The organism is Alishewanella tabrizica (assembly GCF_014652375.1).
GTDB lineage: Bacteria > Pseudomonadota > Gammaproteobacteria > Enterobacterales > Alteromonadaceae > Alishewanella > Alishewanella tabrizica.
The window spans coordinates 223,430-244,934 of record NZ_BMYR01000001.1 but is presented as its reverse complement, the minus strand read 5'-3'; the positions used below and the strand labels follow the sequence as shown (position 1 = coordinate 244,934).

Below are 21,505 nucleotides of genomic sequence, written 5' to 3'. Positions count from 1 at the left end.
GAAGCGGATCTTGCTATTATTATGACGACTGAAGCAGTTAACCTTATGATACCTAATGTCGTGAATCCCAGTGTCGTGAAGCAGAATACTGTAAATCCGTACCCACAAACCCTGGCAAAATTTGATGTGGTCATCGCTGGCGGTGGCATGGCTGGGAGCATGCTGGCGGTGGCGTTACAGCAATCTTGCCCTGAACTTCGCCTTGCCATAGTAGAACAGCATGCCGATACTGCGCCCAAGGCCAGTTTTGACAGCCGAAGTATTGCGCTATCGGCGGGCAGCGTGACGTTATTGCAGCAATGGGGTATGGGGCAAGGATTAGCAAAACACGGTTGCCCCATTTTAGATATTGCGGTGTCAGATAGGGGGCATTTTGCCAAAACCTGGTTAAGTGCCGCTGAATACCGTGTTCCTGCCTTAGGGCAAGTGATTGAAGTTGAACATTTAGGCGCTATGCTCAGCGCGCAATTAGCGCAAGGTCCGGCCATTACCCGTTTTCAACCTAATCAGATCGCCGCAATTGCTACCTCTGAACAACAGCACCGTTTATCTTTAGCCGATGGGCAGCAACTCGATTGCCGTTTACTGATAATTGCTGAAGGTGGCCAATCGGCAACACGCAAATTAGCCGCAATGCCAGTAGACGAGACGCCCTACGAACAAACGGCGATTATTACCAATCTCGCATTAGCCAAGCGACATAACAATGCTGCGTTTGAGCGTTTTACCGAACATGGCCCTATGGCGTTACTACCGTTGGTCGACAATCGTTACTCCTTGGTGTGGACGGTACCACCAACGCAGGCTCCCGCTCTGCTGGCATTGCCAGAATCGGCGTTTGTTGCCAAGGTACAACAGGCCTTTGGTTATCGTGCCGGCATTTTTAGTGGTTGCGGTTCGCGTCATGCTTATCCTCTGGTGTTGCGGCAAAGTCCACAGGTCGTTAAGCACCGTACCGCGTTGCTGGGCAATAGCCTGCACAATTTACACCCTATTGCGGGGCAAGGATTTAACCTAGCGCTGCGTGATATTGCTTGTTTAAGCGCCTTGCTAGCACAAGGTGGCGTAGGTGAGGTTGGCGGATATTGGCAATTACGCGACTATGCCAAGGCCCGTCAAGCCGATATGCAGCGGGTGATCTGGTTAACCGATGCGCTAGTGCGTACTTTTTCTACTCGTTCACGCTTGGTCGCGCTGGCGCGCAATCTTGGGCTATTTGCGATGTTACTTTGTGATGATTTAAAAACACCATTGGCGCGCCAGACCATGGGCTTTGGAGCGCCTTATGCAAAATCTTGATGTCACTATTGTAGGCGCGGGCAGTGCCGGCTTAACCTTAGCCTTATTACTTGCAAAGCAAGGTTTAAGCGTGGCTATTATTGAAAAAGGCCCAGCGCCAAGTAGCGAGCAACAACCAGATTATCAACGTGTTAGCGCGTTAAATCCGGCAACTATGCGGATGTTTTCTACCTTAGGGGTTTGGCCGGATATTGCTGCGCACGCGGCCGCTTATCAACATATGCATGTATGGGAAGCTGACAGTTTTGGCCAGATAGCCTTTACGGCTGAGCCTGGGCAATCAGCAGATTTGGGATGGATCTGTGACAATGATGCTATTCGTACGCAGCTCTATTTACAGGTAGTAAAGCAACCAACAATTCAATGTTATTTTGACAGTACCATTACACAACTTGCGCAAACGGCGCGCGATGTGTTGGTACAACTTAACAGTGGCGCTATTCTGCTTAGCCAACTGTTAGTGGGCGCCGATGGTATCCATTCGTTTGTTCGTCAGCAACAACAGTTACCGCTTACCCATTGGGACTACGATCAACAGGCTGTTGTTGCCGTTATCGCCTGTAAAGAGCCGCATCAGGCTACTGCCCGACAGGCATTTTTAGCCACAGGCCCCTTAGCTCTATTACCCTTACCCGATCCGCATTATTGTTCTATTGTGTGGAGTGCCGATACCGCGCACGCGCAACATCTTATGGCGTTAGACGATCAAGCCTTTAATCACGCCCTTACGGCGGCCAGTCAAAGTGTGTTAGGGCCCCTTTCACTGCACAGTACACGACAAGTGTTTCCATTAACCATGCGTTATGCCAGCGAATGGGTACGTGGCCGCGTAGTATTAGTGGCCGATGCTGCACACAGTTTTCATCCTTTAGCTGGGCAGGGCATGAATTTGGGATTGATGGATGCCGCGGCGTTGGCGCAAATTCTAGCTGAACAAATGGCGGCAGGAAAACCGATATACGAAGCACGCGCCTTGCTGGCGTATCAGCGCTGGCGAAAAGCTGAAGCGCAAACCATGATTGCCACCATGGAAGCGTTTAAACGTGGTTTTGGCAATGATATCCCCGCGTTAAAATTGTTACGCGGTGCCGGTTTAGTGCTAGCTAATAAGTTACCAGGTGTAAAACAAAAACTCATGGCGGCTGCACTGGGTAATAGCGGTGATTTGCCGGAGATAGCGAAGTACTAAATTAGAAGCCTATAACCCATTGCTTACGCCAAGCCGCCGTGAATACCTCCCTGTAGGCTTCATTGCGAATGTCTTCCATGACACTCCCCCTGCGGGTCAGCGAGCTTTACAAATACGCTCCCACCGCATTTGTCAGGCATCCATGCCTTCGAGACTTGGCTTAAAGCAATCTGGTTACTGTCTCTAAGTAAGGTTAGTAAAACTGTCATAATTCACCTTAGATTTTTTGGTAACTCGCCTTGTCGCATTACAAAAAGTAATCCAAATTGGGCTGTTTACAGGGCAATGCTTGCGGTATAATCGAGGTGTATTTTTTAGTTGAGGTAGCAGGGCTCGCATTTAACTAGTTGAAATATATTAACTTTTAAGTGCATCTGCTTTTATGCTACCTACCCTCATCATAAGTAGGAAAAAATAATGGCTCAAAAAACCGTGTTACATGCCAGCCACCTGGCAGCAGGTGCCAAGATGGTCGATTTCTTCGGCTGGGAAATGCCAATCAACTATGGCTCACAGATTGAAGAACACCACGCCGTAAGGCAAGACGCCGGCATGTTCGATGTGTCGCATATGACCATCGTTGATTTAACCGGTGCCAATACCCGTCAATTTTTACGTGTGCTTGTAGCCAATGATGTTGCAAAGCTCACTGTTCCAGGTAAAGCGCTGTACACCGGCATGCTGAACGAGCAAGGCGGCGTTATTGACGATTTAATTGTCTATTTCCTACAAGAAGATTTCTTTCGTTTAGTCGTTAACTCTGCTACCCGTGAAAAAGATTTAGCGCACATTATTGCGCAAGCTAAAGCCTTTAACGTAACCGTTACCGAACGACCTGAATTTGCCATGATCGCTGTACAAGGCCCAAATGCCAAAGCCAAAGTGGCGACCTTGTTAACTGCCGATCAGCAAGCGGCTGTAGCCGGTATGAAACCCTTTTTTGGTGTCCAAGCTGCAGATTTGTTTATTGCCACCACCGGTTATACCGGTGAAGACGGTTATGAAATTGCGTTACCCAATGACCACGCGGTAGCGCTGTGGGAAAACTTGTTAGCCGCTGGCGTAAAACCCTGTGGGTTAGGTGCGCGTGATACGCTGCGCTTAGAAGCTGGTATGAACTTATATGGTCAAGATATGGACGATAGCGTATCGCCGTTGGCGGCCAATATGGGCTGGACCATTGCTTGGGAACCAAGCGATCGTAACTTTATCGGCCGCGCAGCCCTAGAGCACGCTAAAGCTAACGGCACCGACAAGCTGGTAGGGTTAGTGATGGAGCAAAAAGGCGTATTGCGTCATGGTCAACGTGTTATCACCCCAGCGGGTGAGGGCGTGATTACTTCTGGCACGTTTTCGCCAACCTTAGGGTTTAGTATTGCGATGGCGCGCGTGCCTGCTGCTACCACTGACACGGCAGACGTCGACATTCGTGGTAAACTGGTAAGTGTAAAAGTCGTTAAACCGGCTTTTGTGCGTGCGGGTAAAAAATTAATTTAATGTGTGTAATACCAAGTAAAAATACCTTAACGCGGTAACGTTGTATGCAAAGGCACATTACCCGTAAAAAAGGTGCATAACAGAAAACAGCTAAGGAAAACAACATGAGCAACATCCCTGCAAATTTAAAATATGCGTCTAGCCACGAATGGCTGCGTGCAGACGGTGACGGTGTTTACACTGTTGGTATTACCGAACACGCACAAGAATTATTGGGCGACATGGTTTTCGTTGAGTTACCTGAAGTAGGTGACACCGTCACTCAGGGTGACGATTGTGCCGTAGCTGAGTCAGTCAAAGCAGCTTCAGACATTTATGCACCGGTATCGGGTGAAATTATCGCGGTTAACGACACGCTGAGCGATTCACCGGAGCTGGTAAACAGCAGCCCATACGAAGAGGGCTGGATGTTTAAAATTAAAATTGCTGATGAAGCCGAATTAAGCGCATTACTCGACGCTGCCGGCTACCAAGGCGTAATTGACGAAGCCTAAATTTTCGGCAGATCCTGCCAGCGCAAAGCCCCGTAGATAACGGGGCTTTATGTTAGAAAGCATTAGTCCCACTTTATTATCGACTTGGCTTGATGACGATGTTGTGTATCACAGCGAGCCATCCTTAATAAAGTAAGGGAATTACCTGAATTAACACCAGGATTAATTAGCATGACCCATACCGCAGTGAAAACTCTGACGCAACTTGCGAAACACGACGAATTTATTCAGCGCCACATCGGCCCTGATGAGGCTGAAACGGCAGCGATGCTAGACACGCTGGGCGTGGACAGTATTGAACAGTTAATTGCGCAAACTGTGCCGCAGAGCATTCGTTTACCACAGCCGTTGGCTATTGGTGAGAGCCAAACTGAAGCCGATGCACTGAGTTATTTAAAAGCCGTTGCGGCAAAAAACAAAATGTATAAATCATACATTGGTATTGGTTATCACCCAACGCTAACCCCTAACGTGATTCTGCGTAACGTATTAGAAAACCCGGGCTGGTACACGGCATATACGCCTTACCAACCAGAGATTGCGCAAGGTCGTTTAGAATCGTTATTAAACTACCAGCAACTATGCTTAGATCTTACCACGATGGAATTAGCCAGCGCCTCGTTATTAGACGAAGCTACTGCTGCGGCCGAAGCCATGGCGCTAGCCAAGCGTGTGACTAAGAGCAAATCTAACCTGTACTTTATTGCTGACGACGTGCATCCACAAACCATCGACGTGGTAAAAACCCGCGCCGAAATGTTTGGTTTTGATATTGTGGTAGGCAACGCCACTGAAGCGGCTGAGCACGATGTATTTGGTGCCTTAATACAGTATCCAACTACGCATGGTGATATCCGTAACGACAGCGCCTTAATTGCTGCTTTACAAGCGAAAAAAGCCGTGGTTGCGGTAGCTACTGATCCAATGGCATTAATGCTGTTAAAAGCCCCGGGCGAGCTGGGCGCTGATGTGGTACTGGGCTCTATGCAACGTTTTGGCGTACCAATGGCTTACGGTGGCCCACACGCTGCGTTCTTCGCGACCCGCGATGCGTACAAGCGCTCTATGCCAGGCCGTATTATCGGTGTATCAAAAGATCGCCGTGGTAATCAAGCTTTGCGTATGGCGATGCAAACGCGTGAGCAACATATCCGCCGTGAAAAAGCCAACTCAAATATCTGTACCGCCCAAGTATTATTGGCCAATATGGCGTCGTTCTATGCCGTTTATCATGGTCCACAAGGCTTAAAAGATATCGCTGAGCGCATTCATCGAAGCGCCGATATCTTCGCTGCTGGCTTACAAGCCAAAGGTATTGCATTGGTGAATAGCCACTGGTTTGACACCGTGACGTTTAAAGTGGCTGATCGCGCTGCGGTTATCGCCCGCGCCTTAGCTGCTGGCGTAAATTTACGGACAGACGTAACCGACAGCCTAGCTGTCAGCTTTAACGAAGCCACCAAGGCCGCTGATATCGCAGAGTTATTCGATATTGTGTTAGGTGCAGGCCATGGTGTAGACGTAAACGCCTTAGATGCACACATCGTCGCAAATGGTTCAACGTCTATTCCAGCCGAGTTAGTGCGCACCTCTAAGGTACTAAGCCACCCAGTATTTAACCAGTATCACAGTGAAACCGAGATGCTGCGTTATATCAAAAAACTGGAAAACAAAGATTTAGCGTTGAACCACTCGATGATCTCGTTAGGTTCATGCACCATGAAGCTCAATGCAACGGCCGAGATGATCCCCGTAACCTGGCCAGAGTTTGGTTCCTTACACCCGTTTGTTCCGCGCGATCAGGCTGAAGGCTATTACGAGATGATTGGTCAACTGGGTAAGTGGCTGGTAAATATCACTGGGTATGATGATATTTCTATGCAGCCAAACTCAGGTGCACAGGGCGAATACGCCGGTATGGTCGCCATTCGTAAGTACCACGAAAGCCGTGGTGAAGGCCATCGTAATATCTGTTTAATCCCAGTATCGGCGCACGGTACTAACCCAGCTACCGCCGCCATGACCAGTTATGAAGTGGTCTTAGTTGATTGCGACAAGTCAGGCAATATCGATATGGCTGATTTAAAAGCCAAAGCTGCCGAAGTGGGCGATCGCTTAGCCGCGATTATGGTGACTTACCCGTCAACACACGGCGTATTTGAAGAAACGATCGCTGAGCTGTGCGACGTAGTGCACTCCTACGGCGGCCAAGTGTATATGGATGGTGCCAACATGAACGCTCAGGTTGGGGTAACCTCGCCAGGCTTTATCGGCTCAGACGTATCGCACTTAAACCTGCACAAAACCTTCTGTATTCCACACGGCGGTGGCGGCCCAGGTATGGGGCCAATTGGCGTGAAGAGCCATTTAGCGCCGTTCTTACCTAATCACAGTATTGTTAAAATTGATGGTACTGGCGCTAATAACGGTGCAGTAGCCGCCGCACCTTTTGGTAGCGCAGGTATTCTGCCCATCAGTTGGATGTATATCGCGATGATGGGGAGCGAAGGCTTAAAACAAGCGACCGAGTTTGCCATTTTAACGGCCAACTATGTGGCGAAAAAGCTGAGCCCACACTTCCCAATCCTGTACGTGGGCACTAACGGCCGCGTGGCGCACGAGTGTATTATCGATATTCGTCCGTTAAAAGAAGCCAGCGGTATTACCGAAATGGATATTGCCAAGCGCTTGATGGACTTTGGTTACCACTCACCGACGATGAGCTTCCCGGTAGCCGGCACGCTAATGATTGAGCCAACCGAATCAGAAAGCAAAGCCGAGCTGGATAAGTTTATCGAAGCGATGACGACGATCAGAGCTGAAATTGCCAAGGTAGAAGCGGGCGAGTGGACTGTGGATAACAACCCACTAGCATACGCACCACACACCATGGCCGACATTCTGGACCCAAGCTGGGATCGCGCCTACGAGCGTACCTACGCCGCCTTCCCGGTAAAATATGTAGCAGAAAACAAGTTCTGGCCAACGGTTACCCGTATCGACGACGTATACGGCGACCGCAACCTGATGTGTTCATGCCCAAGCCCAGAAGATTATCGGTAAGATTTACTGCGTGAGTTAAGCTTGTCTGAAAACCCGACCTTGTGTCGGGTTTTTTATGGGTGTTTAACTTTGGTTTGACGTTTATCGATTATCGATATATGATTAAGCATGATCAAAAGTTTTAAATGTGCAGTAACGCAGCAGCTTTTTGAAACTGGCAAATCCAGCCGGTGGTCTGCTATTGCAAAGGTCGCCACCCGAAAGCTGACGCAACTAGATGCAGCGACCACATTAGAGTTTTTGCGCAGCCCGCCAGGTAATAGATTGGAACCTTTAAAGGGCGATCGGACTGAGCAGTATAGTATTCGGATTAACGAGCAATGGCGTTTGTGTTTTCGTTGGCAAGACGGTAATGCCTGGGACGTTGAAATTGTCGATTATCATTAATAGGTGAAGCTATGTTTAAAAATGGCATGCGTGCAGTACACCCCGGTGAGGTATTGCGCGAAGATTATATGGAGCCACTCGAGATGAGTGCCAATGCGCTGGCGCAAGCGTTAAGGGTAACGCCAGCACGAATTAATGAAATTGTGCGTGAGAAACGAGGTATCACGGCAGATACCGCACTGCGGTTGGCACGTTATTTTGGTGGTGATGCACAAAGCTGGCTTAACTTGCAGGCTATCTATGATCTGAAGCGTGCTGAGCAGGAAAGTGGTGAGAAAATCAATAAAGAAATTTCGCCACATGCGGCGTGAAACCAGTTTTCTGCATCTGAAAGTGCTGTAAAAATTAAGCCTGAACCGCTAATCGAGGTATTACTGTGAAAACCCTTACAATCAGAATGCCTGACGATAAAGCCAGTAGACTAAAAGCGTTGGCGCGACGTCGTAATATCAGTGTAAACAAGCTTATCGAAGAGCTCTCTACTATTGCGCTGACAGAATATGATGCGCAAGTCAGCTATGAGGTTCGTGCCGCCCGTGCTACTGCCGCGCAAGGTTTAGCGTTGCTTGATGAATTGGATAAGTTGGAAACAGCAGGCTAACAAACCAGCGGCCCAGATGTTACAACAAATACATTGATAACAGCGGACAACCTTCGGGGTCAGATACCGAAGGTTCCCGAAGGTTCAAGGACCTGCAAAAAAACACAACGTATCAAGTCCCTTGAGCCGGGTGACAAAAAAACACAACGTATCAAGTCCCTTGAGCCGGGTGAGGCATTAGAGGTTTTCTCGCCGCCCGCCAGTAAAAGCTGGGAAGTCCATATTGTGCTCTTTACGAAGTTACTGACCGCTTAGCTGAAAAGGTCTGTTTAAACGTGATTTAGGTTTTTTCAGGCTCTGCGTCATTTACTACTTGTGTGGTATCAGCATTAGCAGCCAGTGGGGCCAATTGCTGCTCCACTTTAGTGAGCGCCTGCGCGACCACTGTGGCCGGTTTATGCCGTAGTGCCAGCATCAGCCCGGTTAGCATAATCAGCAGCACGCCTGCACCTTGCAACAAACTTAACTGCTCGGAAAAGAGCAGCCAGCCGGCCAGAATCACCGTTACCGGTTCCAGATAGGCTAGGGTGGCATAAACCCTGGTGGGTAAATGCTGCAAGGCAACAATAGCACAGTAGATTGCTAAAAAGCCTGGGAACCTTCGGGGTCAGATACCGAAGGTTCAAGGACCGGCAAAAAACACAACGTATCAAGTCCCTTGAGCCGGGTGAGGCATTAGAGGTTTTCTCGCCGCCCGCCAGTAAAAGCTGGGAAGTCCATATTGTGCTTTTTACGAAGTTACTGACCGCTTAGCTGAAAAGGTCTGTTTAAACGTGATTTAGGTTTTTTCAGGCTCTACGTCATTTGCTACTTGTGTGGTATCAGCATTAGCAGCCAGTGGGGCCAATTGCTGCTCCACTTTAGTGAGCGCCTGCGCGACCACTGTGGCCGGTTTATGCCTTAGTGCCAGCATCAGCCCGGTTAGCATAATCAGCAGCACGCCTGCGCCTTGCAACAAACTTAACTGCTCGGAAAAGAGCAGCCAGCCGGCCAGAATCACCGTTACCGGTTCCAGATAGGCTAGGGTGGCATAAACGCGGGTGGGTAAATGCTGCAAAGCGACAATGGCGCAGTAGATTGCCAGAAAACCCGGGAAAATACCGGCTAGTGCAATCCAGAGCAGGCTATCTGTGGTGGGTAGCGCTATGCCACTTAAAAACGGCAGTACACAGCACGCGCCGATCAGTAACTGATAAAAGGTGCGTTGTAATTGCGAGTGGCCTGGTTGTGGCCGGCGGTTTAACAGCAAAAAGCCACTGTAGGCTAGCAGTGACAACAGGCCAAACACTAAACCCGGTAACTGCGCTGCGTCCAGTACCAGTTGAAATTGGAACTGTTGTAGCATGGCAAACCCCAAAAAGGAGAGGGCGATAAGGCCAGTATCGGGTAAATCCAGTTTTTCCTGTAGCAGCCAGTGTGCCACCATTGCCGATAGCGGCGGTGCCAGATAGACCAGCATAATGGCATTGGCTAGGCTGATATACTGAATGGCACTTAGAAAGCACAGCATAAAGCTGGCCAATAGTACGCCGTTTAGCCCGATACGCCAGTCGGGTTTGGTTTTTAGTACCGTAAGTTTGCCGCTTGCCAGCAATAACAACAACAGACACAGTGCACCTACCGCTAAACGATAAAACGTTAGTTCAGCCGCCGCCAGGCCACTTAGCCTGGCAATCACACCGCTACTAGCCATCGCCACGGCCGATACCAGCGCCAGCAGCATATAAAAACCCATGATTAACCCCAAATACTAAAAACGACCTACGCGATAGAGGTATGAAATTATGCCGTTTTTAAGCAAGGTTTACGAGGGCTGCATTAATGCTTCGTTTAGTGCTGGAGGCTGATGGTTTTGCCGGTTTAATTGCTTGGAAAAATTTATGTGTAAAATATACGTTTTGGCCGGAAGCGCTGCCACAGCAGCATTAACCTCGTTAGGGTAAACAATACGGCTGCTGCGCCCATGGCGATTAATAGCGGATTATTAAAGTTACTGCGAAGTTTATAATCCATAATATGCAGCATCCAGAAAAATCTAACCTTCGGGGTTGATCCCGAAGGTTAATAACTTTAACTTTTAAAACGACGTGTAGCAAACAAGCCAAATAAACCTAGTGCAAATAAACCGAAAGCACCTGGGGCAGGGACTTGAGCAGGGCTAAAACCACGTGCATCCCAACCTGCCGTCAGGTTGACCACAGAAGTTTCTGGGTTGGTTGGCCAAGTTGTTCCTTGTAAGCCAAGTTGTCCGCTAAGGATAAAGCCATCGGTCAAATTCAGATCAGGTCCGGTGACGAGCCAATCGAGATAAGTATCTGAACCCGTGAAATCGCCTAATGAAATACCATCCAGAACCAGACTTTTCAGTCTGACAGAAGACGTTGTGCTCCGATCACCGATACTGATTTGAAATGCGTTCAAGTCTGAAGCTGTTTTAGTTTTATTGGTATTGGCCGCTAATTTTGTCGACCAGTCAGTGTATTGAAGCACATTGTTCCCGAGAATGGAGATCAACATGTCATTGGTTTTGTCGTACTGAAAGCTAAAATCGAAGAATGTTTCAGTTGTGAGGTTACCCCAGTTGATGTCTTGCCCTACGCGATTCGCTGCAGTTCCAAGGCTAGGAATTCCGAGAAAGTTTTCCTGTTGAGCAGCAGAAGTAAAAAATGCTCTGTATCTGGTACTGGCAAGTGATTCGCCCGCGTTACCATTGCCGCCAATAAAGGTGCCAGGGGTGATAATAGGGGTGATAATCGCAGCGTTAGCCTGTGGTACTAGACACATGGTAAAAGACAGCGCAAAGGCCGTCATTGTGATTTTTTTAATGAAAGACATCATGAACTCCAGAGTGGTTTTTGTTTTCAAATCTTGTGCATGCATGGTTTGTGCCGTTTTTTTTTGCTTTAAATTCAATGATATATTATTTTTGCAATCTTTCACTGTAAAGGATTTTGACACCCTGATGCGACCTCATAGCGTGAGAATTTCAAGGCTTGTTTTTAGTAACCATCGAGGGAAGATCTTGATGGTTAGCTTTTGGCGCTGATTGATACGGAAGGTGTATTATCAATAAGCTACTTGCACAATACTGGCCTAACTCGCAGTATAGTGTTTATCGCTATTTATGAATGAGTCAAAGGAGCCTGCTGTGCGAGTGTCTGCTGTGTTGTTGTTATTACTGGCGTTGCCCTTGGCCGCTGAAACCTATTATCCGCCACCTGGGCATTGGGCCACGGTAAGCCCGGCGTCACTGAATGTGCATGAACAAAAACTGGCCGACGCCGTTGCTTATGCCATTGCCAGTGAAAATCCTGCCTCTAAAGATCAGGCCATTGTGCAGGCAACAACCTTTGGTGCCAAAGAACCCTATGATCAAATTATTGGCCCGATGGGCGTACGCGCGGCAGCAAATGGCCTGATTATTTATCGGGGGAAGCTTATTGCTCAGTGGGGGGATGTGGATAGCGTTGATATGACGCATAGCATCGCTAAAACATTTTTAACCACGGTAACCGGGCTGGCTTGGCAGCGTGGGCTGATCCATGATCTACAAGATAGGGTTGGCCCTTATATGCCACATGGTGTGGATTTATATCAGGGCGAGCATAATAGCCAAATTCGCTGGGATCATTTACTGCGGCAAACCAGTGATTGGCAGGGAACGCTCTGGGGGAAACCCGATTGGGCAGACCGGCCAGAAGGTAACACACCGGCAGAGTGGCCAAACCGCCCATTACGAACGCCCGGTAGCCATTATAAATACAATGATGTGCGCATTAATTTACTTGCCCTTTCAACCCTTTATGTATGGCGTAAGCCACTACCCGAAGTATTAAACGAGCACATCATGCAGCCCATCGGCGCGTCTTCCACTTGGCGTTGGTATGGTTACGACAATAGCTGGATAGAGCTGGATGGCCAGCGGATCCAGTCGGTATCTGGTGGTGGCCATTGGGGCGGCGGTATCTTTATTAATGCCTGGGATCTGGCGCGTTTTGGGTATCTGTTTTTACGCGACGGGCAATGGCAAGGCCAGCAATTAGTTAGCCGCGAATGGATTAATCTTGCCAGTAGCGCGGGGGTAAACCCAGAGTATGGTTTTGCAAATTGGTTTTTAAACCCAGGGCGTAAAGCGCTACCGAGCGCCCCTGAGAGTGCCATTACCTTTCAAGGGGCAGGGCGCAATATTATTTATATTGATCGTGAAAATGATCTGTTGCTGGTGGCACGCTGGCTAGGCAATGGCGACGAGCTAAATCAACTTGTTGCTAAGGTATTGGCTGCTTTACCAAAGCGTTAGGTACCTCGGAAGTAGAGCCTAAAAATATTAGATCCCAACAGGTTTTAAACTTTTAGGATCAGCTGCATAAAGTTTATCGTTCCATAAGTAACGTTAACGCATCAAGCGGCAGACCAATTTAATAGGGGTATTCATTTTTTACTTAATTTCGCTGTCTTAAGGCTAAAAATAAGATAAAGCACTTATACGGATTCGTAATAGGATCCTAGGTTATTTTTACCCCACACTACCAACCAATGTTTATACAACGTTAAGGTAGTGCGGTTATGTTAGGTGTAAAAAAGAACCTCAATCTTAATTGTCTTCGTGACTGCACGCGTTGGCGACAGCTTGGTATTGCAATCTTGTTGGGTGGGGTTATAAATGCTCCCACTGCCTTTGCTGCTGACAAAACCAACACAGCGGAGCGTGCGCCTACCCATTTCGATAACCCTATTATTAAGTACGATACTGCCGATCCAACCAATGAAGCGGGCGCGTTTATCTACACTGCCGATCCGGCAGTTATGGTGGTAGATGGCACGGTTTACCTTTACAGCACGCACGATGAGCAATCGGTTGAAGGCAAAGATTATCGTATGTATGACTATCGGTTATGGACCAGTCAGGATCTGATCCGCTGGGAGAATAAAGGTACGGTGCTGCGTTACTCTGATTTTGCTTGGGCCCGAGGAGATGAAAAAACCGGTAATGCCTACGCACATCATGTGATTCACCGTAAAGATGCATCGGGTAAGTCAACGTATTATTTTTATGCTGCTGTAGAGGGAGGCCAAACGGGGGATCAGTTTGGGTTTTCAATTGGTGTTGCCGTCTCGGATAGCCCAGAAGGACCTTTTACAGATCCACGCGGTATGCCAATGATCTTATTGGAAGATACTGCCCAGGACAAGGCGCATAGCTGGCGCAATATTGATCCGGCGGTGTTTATTGATGATGATGGCAAAGCCTACCTGTACTGGGGCAATAAGCAATTATGGTGGGTTGAGCTTGACGCTGATCTTATTCATTTAAAAGGCGAACGTTACACCTTAGATCCTGCTGACAAGATGCAAAATCGCGATACGCGTCAGGTAAAAATTAATCGAGTAGACACCCTACCAAACTTTGAAGAAGGTCCATATCTGTCAAAGCACAATGGGCTTTATTATTTGGTGTATGCCGCTGGGTTTCCAGAGAGTCTTGCGTACGCAACCAGTACCGCTGCAACGGGGCCTTGGCAGTACCAAGGGATCATTATGGATCCACTACCCAACACCACCACCATTCATCCCGCCATGTTTGAGTTTAACGGTAACACGTATTTAGCGTATCACAGTGCTGATTTACCAGGCGGGGGCAATTATCGGCGCTCTGTGAGCATGGACAGAGTGTATTTTAATGCTGATGGCACTATTAAACCTATTGTCCGCACGGTAAAAGGTCGCGCTAAATAACACCTTAGCCGAGAGGCTGCTGCCGCAGAGTATCGTGCTTTGCCCTGTTAATATCATAAGGAGAGCGTTAATGCGTTTACTTATAATGCCGCTGCATCAACATCAGATTAGCGTTTTGTGGGCGTTAGCATCGGGCATTAAGGCCTTGCGGTGGACGATTAGTTTTTTGTTATTAGTGTGCTCTGTGCTGATGCCGTTATCTTTGCAAGCAAATGACACCATGACGCCCATTACACCGCCTAATCAACAGTCGGCGATCACCCTAGATACGGGCCCGTTGATGGGAGCGCAAACGCCAGAATCATGGCATTCTCAGTATGGCAGTCGCTTTGTACGTAACGTTACTGTGGCAACTCTCACGCCTTTTCTACCCGATCCAACCAAGGCAAGTGGTGCGGCAGTGATTGTTATGCCAGGGGGTGGTTTTCGTACATTATCGATGGACAACGAAGGCTGGGATGTCGCGCAAGCGTTGGCACAGCAAGGCATTGCAGCTTTTGTACTTAAATACCGTTTACAGCAAACACCCGCTAACATGGCCGATTTTACACGTGAAATGCGCGAGATGTTTTCGGCCGCAGGGCGCAGGCCGCCTCGTCCTGATGTCGACGCAATGCGAATAAGCTTAGCACCGCAGCTTGCCGATGCGCAGGCCGCTTTTACCCTGATCCGCAGTCGAGCAAAGGAGTGGCATATTGAGCCAAATCGCATTGGTATGCTTGGTTTTTCAGCCGGCGCGATGCTAACGATGACAACCACGCTATTTAGCCCAGATGCCAAGCCTGCGTTTATTGGTAATATTTATGGCCCGCTGTCGGCAGTAGCCGTACCTGCTGATGCGCCACCACTCTTTGTTGCTATAGCTGCCGACGATCCTCTTTTTGCCACAGGTGAGTTTGGCTTGATACAGCAGTGGCATGCGGCTGGTAGACCGGTAGAGTTTCATTTTTATGAACAAGGCGGTCATGGCTTTGGCATGTACCCCAAAGAAACCACGAGTACCGGCTGGTTTGATGCGTTTTCACACTGGCTTAAAATGCATGGCATGCTTTAGTTTAATGAAATGTAGCAGCAAATTTCTGACAATTGCATGTTGTTAGCGCACAACGAACATGTCACAGGGCTGTCTCTTTAAGTGTTGCTATTTGTTGCTATTTCTTATTAATAAAGGCTTGATAAAGCTTTTCGAGTTTATCCAAAAACGTGTATAGCCGTTGGTTCATGTCTGTAAAATCATGGTTGAGTAATGCGCTTGGGGTTTCAACAAAGCGATGTTGTGCTGCTGTAAAGGGAGTATCGTTGGCAATTAACATGGCCACAATATCGGTTGTAAATTCCATATGGCACTGAAAACCAAAGACTCGATCGCTGTAAGCGATAATTTGACGCGGGCAGCCTTCACTGTAGGCAAGAATCTGCGCGTCGGCAGTTAATCCTGGCATATCATTGTGCCAATGTCCTACCTCTAGCACGTTACCAAAATGGTTTATAAGCGGATGTGCGATGCCCGCCTCGGTGAGGGTAATAGGGAATTTTCCGATTTCACGTTCTGGACTCTGCGCGTATGTTGCGCCTAGTGCTTCACCAATTAATTGGGCGCCTAAGCAAATGCCAAGGACTACTCTACCTGCGTTAATCGCCTGTTTAATTAGCTGTTGCTCAGCGTGAGTATCAAAGTGAGCACATTGCGCTTTGGTCGTATGTGGATCTTGCGGGCCACCCATAACAATCAGAAAGTCGATCGTGCCGATGTTGCCAGGCAAGAGGTCGCCTTGATACACCCGAGAATAGGTTAGGGTATGATGGTGGCTTTTTGCCCATGTTTCATACGCGCCCGGCGCTTCAAACGCTTCATGAACAACAAAGTGAATACGCATCTTATCGCCTTTTACGTATGATGAAATTACTTGGGAAATAACGTCGCGTTAATGCCGCTTATAGTAGCGTTGAAAGCAGAATATGTGAATCTTAAGATCGATTTTAACGGTTTGGCATAAAAGAAAATAGATCTGAACCTAAGACGGTTTAGTAAACGTTAAATATTAAGTAAGGCGCCGCAATAAAGTTATTAGCTGTTTTTTGCGTTTGGATTTAGCAAAACTTGCCGACACTTTGTTCCGTTCGCTTGGCGTAAAGTAATCAGTTTTATCGCTTGATATTAAGGATTTTATGCGTACTGTATGCGGCATCTTCTTATTTTTACTTTTTTCTTTTAGCTGCTGTGTTGCAGCGGAGGAGGGCTGGCAGCTATATCAAGAGCAGCCTACTGTCCGCGTTGAATACCGTAAAAATGCCAATGAGTTGTTACAGATAAACGCCAGCACAACGGTCTACTCAAGCCTAGGCGCTTTTTTGCATTTGCTTGAAGACACCGCTAACATCCAAAATTGGTTAGTAAACAGTGAACGTGCTGTAATTTTGGCTCAACCAGATCCCTACACACACATTGTTCATACGCAGTTTAAGGCAGTGTGGCCAGTATCACCACGGGATATGATTACCCATTCAGTGTGGTCGCAGCACCCAGAAACTGGGGTGGTAACCCTAACCGTGAGCGATATGGGACAACAATTTCCAGTAAAAGCGGGCTATATCAGAATGCAGCGCGTTGTTGGTGTGTGGACACTTACTCCTCTTTCAGCGGGGCAAGTACACATTGAGTATGAGGGGCAAGCTGATCCTTCGGGTCGCTTACCACAGTTTTTAACCAATAATGTTGCGTTAAAATCAACGTTTCAGACATTTGAAAAGCTAGCTACTGTGCTAGTAGACTATCAGCGACTTTACCCCAATTTAGTTGAGTTGGTGATAAAGCCAGCTAAGTAAATGATAAGTAAATGAAGAGAGGGGTTGGGTTAATTGCTTGACCCTATTACCATGCGTCATTTTTTATATTTTGTGACGTTGGCTATGACGCGTGTTGAGAAATGTAAAAACAAGAACAAGAACAAAAACAAGAACAAAAACAAGAACAATAAAATCAGGGATTATAAATGCGCTTAAAAGGAAAGATCACGCAGTGGGATGATGTAAAAGGCTTTGGTTTTATTCAGCCAATGCTAAACGGCGATCGGGTATTTCTGCATATAAAAACGCTGCAAAATAGACAACGCCGCCCGATGATCGGAGATGTTGTAACCTATTCAGTTACTCAGGACAAAAGTGGGCGTTCGCAGGCAGATAGCGTGACGTTTGCTGGGGAGACACTTCGTGTTAAAGCCGCAAAAAAAGGAGGTTTTTGGCCAATCGCTTTGCTGCTCATTTTTTTAGCTGGTTTGCTGATGGCGGTTGTAACACAACGGATGCCAGTTTTTGTTTTATTGGCTTATTTGTTGCTGAGTGTTGTTACCTTCGTGGTTTATTGGTTTGATAAACGTAAGGCTCAAACAGGCAACTGGCGAACACCGGAATCAACCTTACAATTTTGTTCACTTATTGGTGGCTGGCCAGGCGCTTTGCTGGCGCAGCATTATTTGCGACATAAATCTCAAAAAAGATCATTTTTGTGGCAATTTTGGTCTACCGTGCTATTGAATGTGGCCTTGCTGCTGTATTTTTACTCGCGAGATTTTATCTCGCTAAGTTGAGTAGCGAAGCCCGTCATTATAGATAGCAAAAATCCCACAAATAATAAGGGTTAACGCCGCGGCATTGCGGTGAGCGGGAGCTCAAGCACTTTAGTACTGTTGTCGGCAAAATGTAGCGTTACGCTGACCGTTTCACCCACGGTTAAAGCCACTTGAGGTTCAAAAAGCATCAAATGTAAACCGCCAGGCTGAAAGACTAACGTTGCGCCCGGTTCTATGCTTATTGCTTCAACCTCGACCATGCGCATGACATCGTCTTGTTTAATATGTTGATGCAGTTCTACTTTGGCAAATGCTGGGCTACTGGCTTTTACCAGCTCTACGGTAGCGGCCGTAGTATTTTCCAGCGTAAAGTAACCCGCGGTGACAGTGCGACCTGGCATTGGCACTCTCACTTCGCCTTGTTTAAGTTGCAGCTCGGCAGCAATTGCCGTACTTAGTATGACGCAGCTCAGTGTGACTATCAGTGTGATTAGAAGAGAGAATGACAGCAATAATGATCGCATGGAATGTCCTATTTTTGATTAAAAGCTTAAGAGTAAAGTAGTGATAAAAAGAGGTAATGACAAGTCTTTCTATAACAACAGCGACATTATGTCGCAATTGATTTTAATAGCCTGAATTCCCGTCGCGCCTTAGTAAGCAATACTGTCGTCAAGCAAATTTTAATTGCTATTTTTTCTTGTTTAATTGTGTAATGTGCAGCAGAAAAAAATCGTCGTTTTATGTCACATTTTGTTATGTATGCAGGGAGAGTAAAATGTATCAAAACAGGCAAGTCCTCGCCTTAGGTTCGTTGATGTTTTTGTTTTTCGCCATTATCGCTTTAATTGTTATGTCGCTTTGGGCATGGCCAAAATACAACTTATATCGCATGGAAATGAGTGGCCGAGCAGCGCTAAAAGAAGCGGAGTGGAGCAAGCAAATTTTAATTGAGGAAGCGCGCGCTCGGGAAACCGCGTCGTTAATGCAAGCAAACGCCCGCGTTACGTTAGCCGAAGCGGAGGGTAAAGCCGCGCTGGTAAAAGCGAAAGCAGAAGGCTTAGCCGATATTGAACGCGCCAAAGCGGCAGCAGAAGCGAACAAAATTATCGGTGAATCATTAAAAGGGAATTCGGAGTATCTGCAGTATATTTGGATAAAGGGCTTACAAGAGGGTACTGGCGAGAGAATTTATATTCCAACAGAAGCGGGTTTACCCATTTTAGAAGCCGGTAACGTAAAAAAGCAGTAATTGAATATGCTAACGATTCCATCAAGTTCACGGCTGTATTTTAGGCTGATGTCTTTGCAAGATGCTGATTTATTGTTTGAGGTTGATCAAGATGAAACGGTCATGCGTTTTATCAATGGCGGTACCTGCACCAATAGACAAACCATTGAGCAAGTTATGCTGCCTCGAATGGCTAAGTACCGTGATCCCGTGAAAGGTTTCGGTATTTGGCAAGTGCGAAGGCAAGCCGATAATGTGTTTTTAGGATGGGTATTGATCCGACCGATGGGTTTTAATACCGCTAATCCAAGTGAGCAAGATGTTGAAATAGGCTGGCGCTTTAAGCGAGCGTTTTGGGAGCGAGGGTTTGCAAGCGAGGCAGCGTTGAGAATTGCCAAAGCAGTCTTAACCAATCAGCCAGAAGTGCTTACCTTGTCAGCGATTGCTATGCCAGAAAATGCAGGTTCTATTGGTGTGATGCAAAAGCTTGGAATGCGCTTTATTAAGCGTTTTATACATCAGGATGCCATTGGTGATGTTGATGCTGTTTTATATCAAGTTATGGTGAATGAACTTTTCAATACGTCGTTGACATAATATTTTGTCGAGAGCGTGTTTATACTTGTGTGAGTTGCCGAACGGCTTGTTCCATAATAGCTGCTCCGTACAACGCTGTTACTGTATGACCACGTCGATTGACAGCTTCACCCAGTAACCATTGTGCAAATTTTCGCTCTAGTCTTGTAGCCACCATAAAGGGTTTTTAAGTTTAATGCATTGATTTTTATAAATTAAATATTAAGCGTGCTCTAGGCTGAAAGAATATTCGATCGCGTTTTTGGTGAATTCTTGGCATTTAAGGTAACTACGAGTGACATATGAAAAAATATTTCATTATTTTATTAGCCTTAAGTCTTACCGGTTGCGAGCGAGTGCCGCAATTGCATAAGTTTTCAGGTGCGGCGCAAGGTACAACCTACAGCATAACCTATTGGAGCGACACTGAGATTGCACAACAGCCAGTAGAATTGGCTATTAGTACTGAGTTGGCGCGGTTAGATAAGCTGATGTCGAATTATCGTAACGATTCGATTATAGAAGGGTTTAATCGGACCACAAGTACGGAGCCCGTTGCAGTTGGTACCGAAATTGTGGAGTTAGTGCATATTGCAAAGCAGATCAACGAAGCAAGTGCGGGCTGTTATGATTTGACGATCAGCCCACTATTTGCTGCCTGGGGGTTTCGCGATAAAGCTTTACAGATCCCTAGCCATGAGACCTTGGCGCAACTTAGTCCACAGCTTGGACTGGCAAAAGTTCAGATCGTTAGCCCTGAGTCGTTACAAAAGCAGCACCCGCAACTGAGTATTGACCTATCATCCATAGCGCAGGGGTATTCGGTGCAACGCTTAACGGCCATCGCTGAACAGTTTGGCATTCAACATTATTTAATCGAAATTGGGGGCGAATTACAAACGCGTGGCCACAAGCCTGATGGCAGTAAATGGCGAGTAGCAATAGAGCGTCCCTTGCCCGGCGCGCAGCAATTACAAAAAATTGTTCAGGTTACGCAAACCGATCCTATCGCTATTATGACCTCAGGCACCTACCGGCATTATTATGACAACGCGGGCACCCGTTATAGCCATATTTTAGATGCACGGAGCATGGCACCCGTGACCCACAATACGGTATCGGTGACTTTATTGCATGACGATTTAACCGAGGCAGATGCCTGGTCAACCGCGTTATTGTGCTTAGGCACGGCGGCTGGGTTAGAGGTAGCCAATAAGCATGGCTTATCGGTGCTCTTTATTGATCAGGCCGTTGCTCAGAACAATACACAAGCCAATATACAACAGTTTGATGCTCGTCGTGAGAACGCTAACGCAGAAGGCGCAATACAATCAGTACGCTTTACTGAAACGCAAAGCCATGCCTTGCAACAGCATTCTGGTGTTGTCTTACAAGCAGTACCCTAATTTGGGTATTTCATACAGATATTGTCGGCAAAAAGCAGATAGTGGCAGTTATCTGCGCGATAACCATGTAGAATACGCCGCGATAAGCGTGCGTACTTGGCGCTGTGTACATTTTTGTAGGAATTTTAATGAAAAAAACATTCACGTTAACCCACCCAAAATTGAATACCGCGCGCTTAGTGGATTCGATTAAGCATGATATTAAAAAATATTTAAGACGCGAGCGCGGCAAAGCCTTGCCGGCAGGGCAAGATTACTGGGCATTTGATTGTCGGTTTGGTGCATCTGAAGAAACTGCAGTTAACATTTTTAACTCGGAAATTAATAAACATATTGATGCTGCTGTAGCACAGGAATATCCGCAGTTTTATCTGGAGATCCTGGCCAAGGCATCTAAGTTTAAACCACGTACTGCTCTTGATTTTGATCTTGAGAGTGCTGAGTAGCACTTAGCGTT

21 protein-coding genes and 2 pseudogenes are annotated in these 21,505 nt (G+C 47.1%); 17 read left to right on the top strand and 6 right to left on the bottom strand.

The window, feature by feature from the left end; genetic code table 11:
• The first annotated feature begins 45 nt into the window (after positions 1 to 45).
• The 8 genes from ubiH to IE070_RS01085 all read left to right on the top strand — a co-directional run bounded on the left by ubiH (position 46) and on the right by IE070_RS01085 (position 8,530).
• On the top strand, positions 46 to 1,299 hold the full coding sequence (gene ubiH / locus IE070_RS01120) for a 2-octaprenyl-6-methoxyphenyl hydroxylase (protein ID WP_189479585.1): 1,254 nt from the start codon (positions 46 to 48) through the stop codon (positions 1,297 to 1,299).
• The gene (locus IE070_RS01115) at positions 1,286 to 2,488 is read left to right on the top strand and encodes an FAD-dependent oxidoreductase (protein ID WP_189479582.1); all 1,203 of its coding nucleotides are present in this window, start codon (positions 1,286 to 1,288) and stop codon (positions 2,486 to 2,488) included. The genes ubiH and IE070_RS01115 overlap by 14 nt, the downstream gene beginning before the upstream one ends.
• Positions 2,489 to 2,905: 417 nt before the next feature.
• Positions 2,906 to 3,985 (top strand): glycine cleavage system aminomethyltransferase GcvT, encoded by a 1,080-nt coding sequence (gene gcvT, locus IE070_RS01110; protein ID WP_189479580.1) that lies wholly within the window; start codon positions 2,906 to 2,908, stop codon positions 3,983 to 3,985.
• Between the two features lie 104 nt (positions 3,986 to 4,089).
• Positions 4,090 to 4,479, top strand: coding sequence for a glycine cleavage system protein GcvH (gene gcvH, locus IE070_RS01105; RefSeq protein WP_189479578.1), 390 nt, complete (start codon positions 4,090 to 4,092; stop codon positions 4,477 to 4,479).
• A 171-nt stretch (positions 4,480 to 4,650) separates the two neighbouring features.
• Entirely contained in the window at positions 4,651 to 7,542 is a 2,892-nt protein-coding gene (gcvP, locus tag IE070_RS01100; protein WP_189479576.1) for an aminomethyl-transferring glycine dehydrogenase, read from the top strand.
• Between the two features lie 108 nt (positions 7,543 to 7,650).
• Positions 7,651 to 7,929, top strand: coding sequence for a type II toxin-antitoxin system RelE/ParE family toxin (locus IE070_RS01095; protein WP_189479574.1), 279 nt, complete (start codon positions 7,651 to 7,653; stop codon positions 7,927 to 7,929).
• Between the two features lie 11 nt (positions 7,930 to 7,940).
• Entirely contained in the window at positions 7,941 to 8,240 is a 300-nt protein-coding gene (locus IE070_RS01090) for a HigA family addiction module antitoxin (RefSeq protein WP_189479573.1), read from the top strand.
• A gap of 65 nt (positions 8,241 to 8,305) precedes the next feature.
• On the top strand, positions 8,306 to 8,530 hold the full coding sequence (locus IE070_RS01085) for a ribbon-helix-helix protein, CopG family (RefSeq protein ID WP_189479572.1): 225 nt from the start codon (positions 8,306 to 8,308) through the stop codon (positions 8,528 to 8,530).
• Between the two features lie 280 nt (positions 8,531 to 8,810).
• Here the strand turns inward: IE070_RS01085 and IE070_RS01080 are convergent.
• The 4 genes and pseudogenes from IE070_RS01080 to IE070_RS01070 form a co-directional block, all read right to left on the bottom strand.
• Positions 8,811 to 9,116: pseudogene (locus tag IE070_RS01080) on the bottom strand (EamA family transporter); the annotation flags it as partial.
• A gap of 192 nt (positions 9,117 to 9,308) precedes the next feature.
• Positions 9,309 to 10,265, bottom strand: a complete 957-nt coding sequence (locus tag IE070_RS01075; protein ID WP_189479570.1) for a DMT family transporter — start codon at positions 10,263 to 10,265, stop codon at positions 9,309 to 9,311.
• Positions 10,266 to 10,408: 143 nt separating this feature from the next.
• A pseudogene (locus IE070_RS16575) lies at positions 10,409 to 10,564 on the bottom strand (PepSY domain-containing protein); the annotation flags it as partial.
• 36 nt (positions 10,565 to 10,600) lie between these two features.
• On the bottom strand, positions 10,601 to 11,488 hold the full coding sequence (locus tag IE070_RS01070; protein ID WP_189479568.1) for a PEP-CTERM sorting domain-containing protein: 888 nt from the start codon (positions 11,486 to 11,488) through the stop codon (positions 10,601 to 10,603).
• 190 nt (positions 11,489 to 11,678) lie between these two features.
• Here IE070_RS01070 and IE070_RS01065 point away from each other — a divergent pair, with 190 nt between their 5' ends.
• The 3 genes from IE070_RS01065 (at position 11,679) to IE070_RS01055 (ending at position 15,320) form a co-directional block, all read left to right on the top strand.
• Positions 11,679 to 12,830 carry a serine hydrolase domain-containing protein gene (locus IE070_RS01065; RefSeq protein WP_189479566.1) on the top strand — a complete coding sequence of 384 codons (1,152 nt, stop codon included), beginning with the start codon at positions 11,679 to 11,681 and terminating at the stop codon, positions 12,828 to 12,830.
• A gap of 266 nt (positions 12,831 to 13,096) precedes the next feature.
• Positions 13,097 to 14,266, top strand: coding sequence for a glycoside hydrolase family 43 protein (locus IE070_RS01060; protein ID WP_189479564.1), 1,170 nt, complete (start codon positions 13,097 to 13,099; stop codon positions 14,264 to 14,266).
• Between the two features lie 70 nt (positions 14,267 to 14,336).
• On the top strand, positions 14,337 to 15,320 hold the full coding sequence (locus tag IE070_RS01055) for an alpha/beta hydrolase (protein WP_229796883.1): 984 nt from the start codon (positions 14,337 to 14,339) through the stop codon (positions 15,318 to 15,320).
• A 97-nt stretch (positions 15,321 to 15,417) separates the two neighbouring features.
• On the opposite strand, the gene IE070_RS01050 is transcribed toward IE070_RS01055, so the two are convergent.
• Positions 15,418 to 16,143: a glutamine amidotransferase-related protein gene (locus IE070_RS01050; protein WP_189479562.1), complete on the bottom strand. Its 726-nt coding sequence runs from the start codon at positions 16,141 to 16,143 to the stop codon at positions 15,418 to 15,420.
• Between the two features lie 292 nt (positions 16,144 to 16,435).
• Here IE070_RS01050 and IE070_RS01045 point away from each other — a divergent pair, with 292 nt between their 5' ends.
• Both IE070_RS01045 and IE070_RS01040 read left to right on the top strand, forming a co-directional pair.
• A complete protein-coding gene (locus IE070_RS01045; RefSeq protein ID WP_189479560.1) occupies positions 16,436 to 17,092 on the top strand; it encodes an START domain-containing protein in 657 nt (218 codons plus the stop codon).
• Between the two features lie 167 nt (positions 17,093 to 17,259).
• Complete coding sequence (locus IE070_RS01040; protein WP_189479558.1) at positions 17,260 to 17,853, top strand: DUF1294 domain-containing protein; 594 nt, start codon at positions 17,260 to 17,262, stop codon at positions 17,851 to 17,853.
• A 50-nt stretch (positions 17,854 to 17,903) separates the two neighbouring features.
• Here IE070_RS01040 and IE070_RS01035 read toward each other — a convergent pair whose 3' ends face one another.
• Positions 17,904 to 18,359, bottom strand: coding sequence for a copper chaperone PCu(A)C (locus IE070_RS01035; RefSeq protein WP_189479556.1), 456 nt, complete (start codon positions 18,357 to 18,359; stop codon positions 17,904 to 17,906).
• Between the two features lie 254 nt (positions 18,360 to 18,613).
• Between IE070_RS01035 and IE070_RS01030 the strand changes: the two genes are divergently transcribed.
• From IE070_RS01030 to IE070_RS01015, 4 genes are all read left to right on the top strand, one after another.
• Entirely contained in the window at positions 18,614 to 19,087 is a 474-nt protein-coding gene (locus IE070_RS01030; RefSeq protein WP_189479554.1) for an SPFH domain-containing protein, read from the top strand.
• A gap of 6 nt (positions 19,088 to 19,093) precedes the next feature.
• Positions 19,094 to 19,663, top strand: coding sequence for a GNAT family N-acetyltransferase (locus IE070_RS01025; protein WP_189479552.1), 570 nt, complete (start codon positions 19,094 to 19,096; stop codon positions 19,661 to 19,663).
• Positions 19,664 to 19,944: 281 nt separating this feature from the next.
• A complete protein-coding gene (locus tag IE070_RS01020; protein WP_189479551.1) occupies positions 19,945 to 21,048 on the top strand; it encodes an FAD:protein FMN transferase in 1,104 nt (367 codons plus the stop codon).
• A gap of 128 nt (positions 21,049 to 21,176) precedes the next feature.
• Complete coding sequence (locus IE070_RS01015) at positions 21,177 to 21,494, top strand: DUF6172 family protein (protein WP_189479549.1); 318 nt, start codon at positions 21,177 to 21,179, stop codon at positions 21,492 to 21,494.
• Positions 21,495 to 21,505 lie beyond the last annotated feature (11 nt).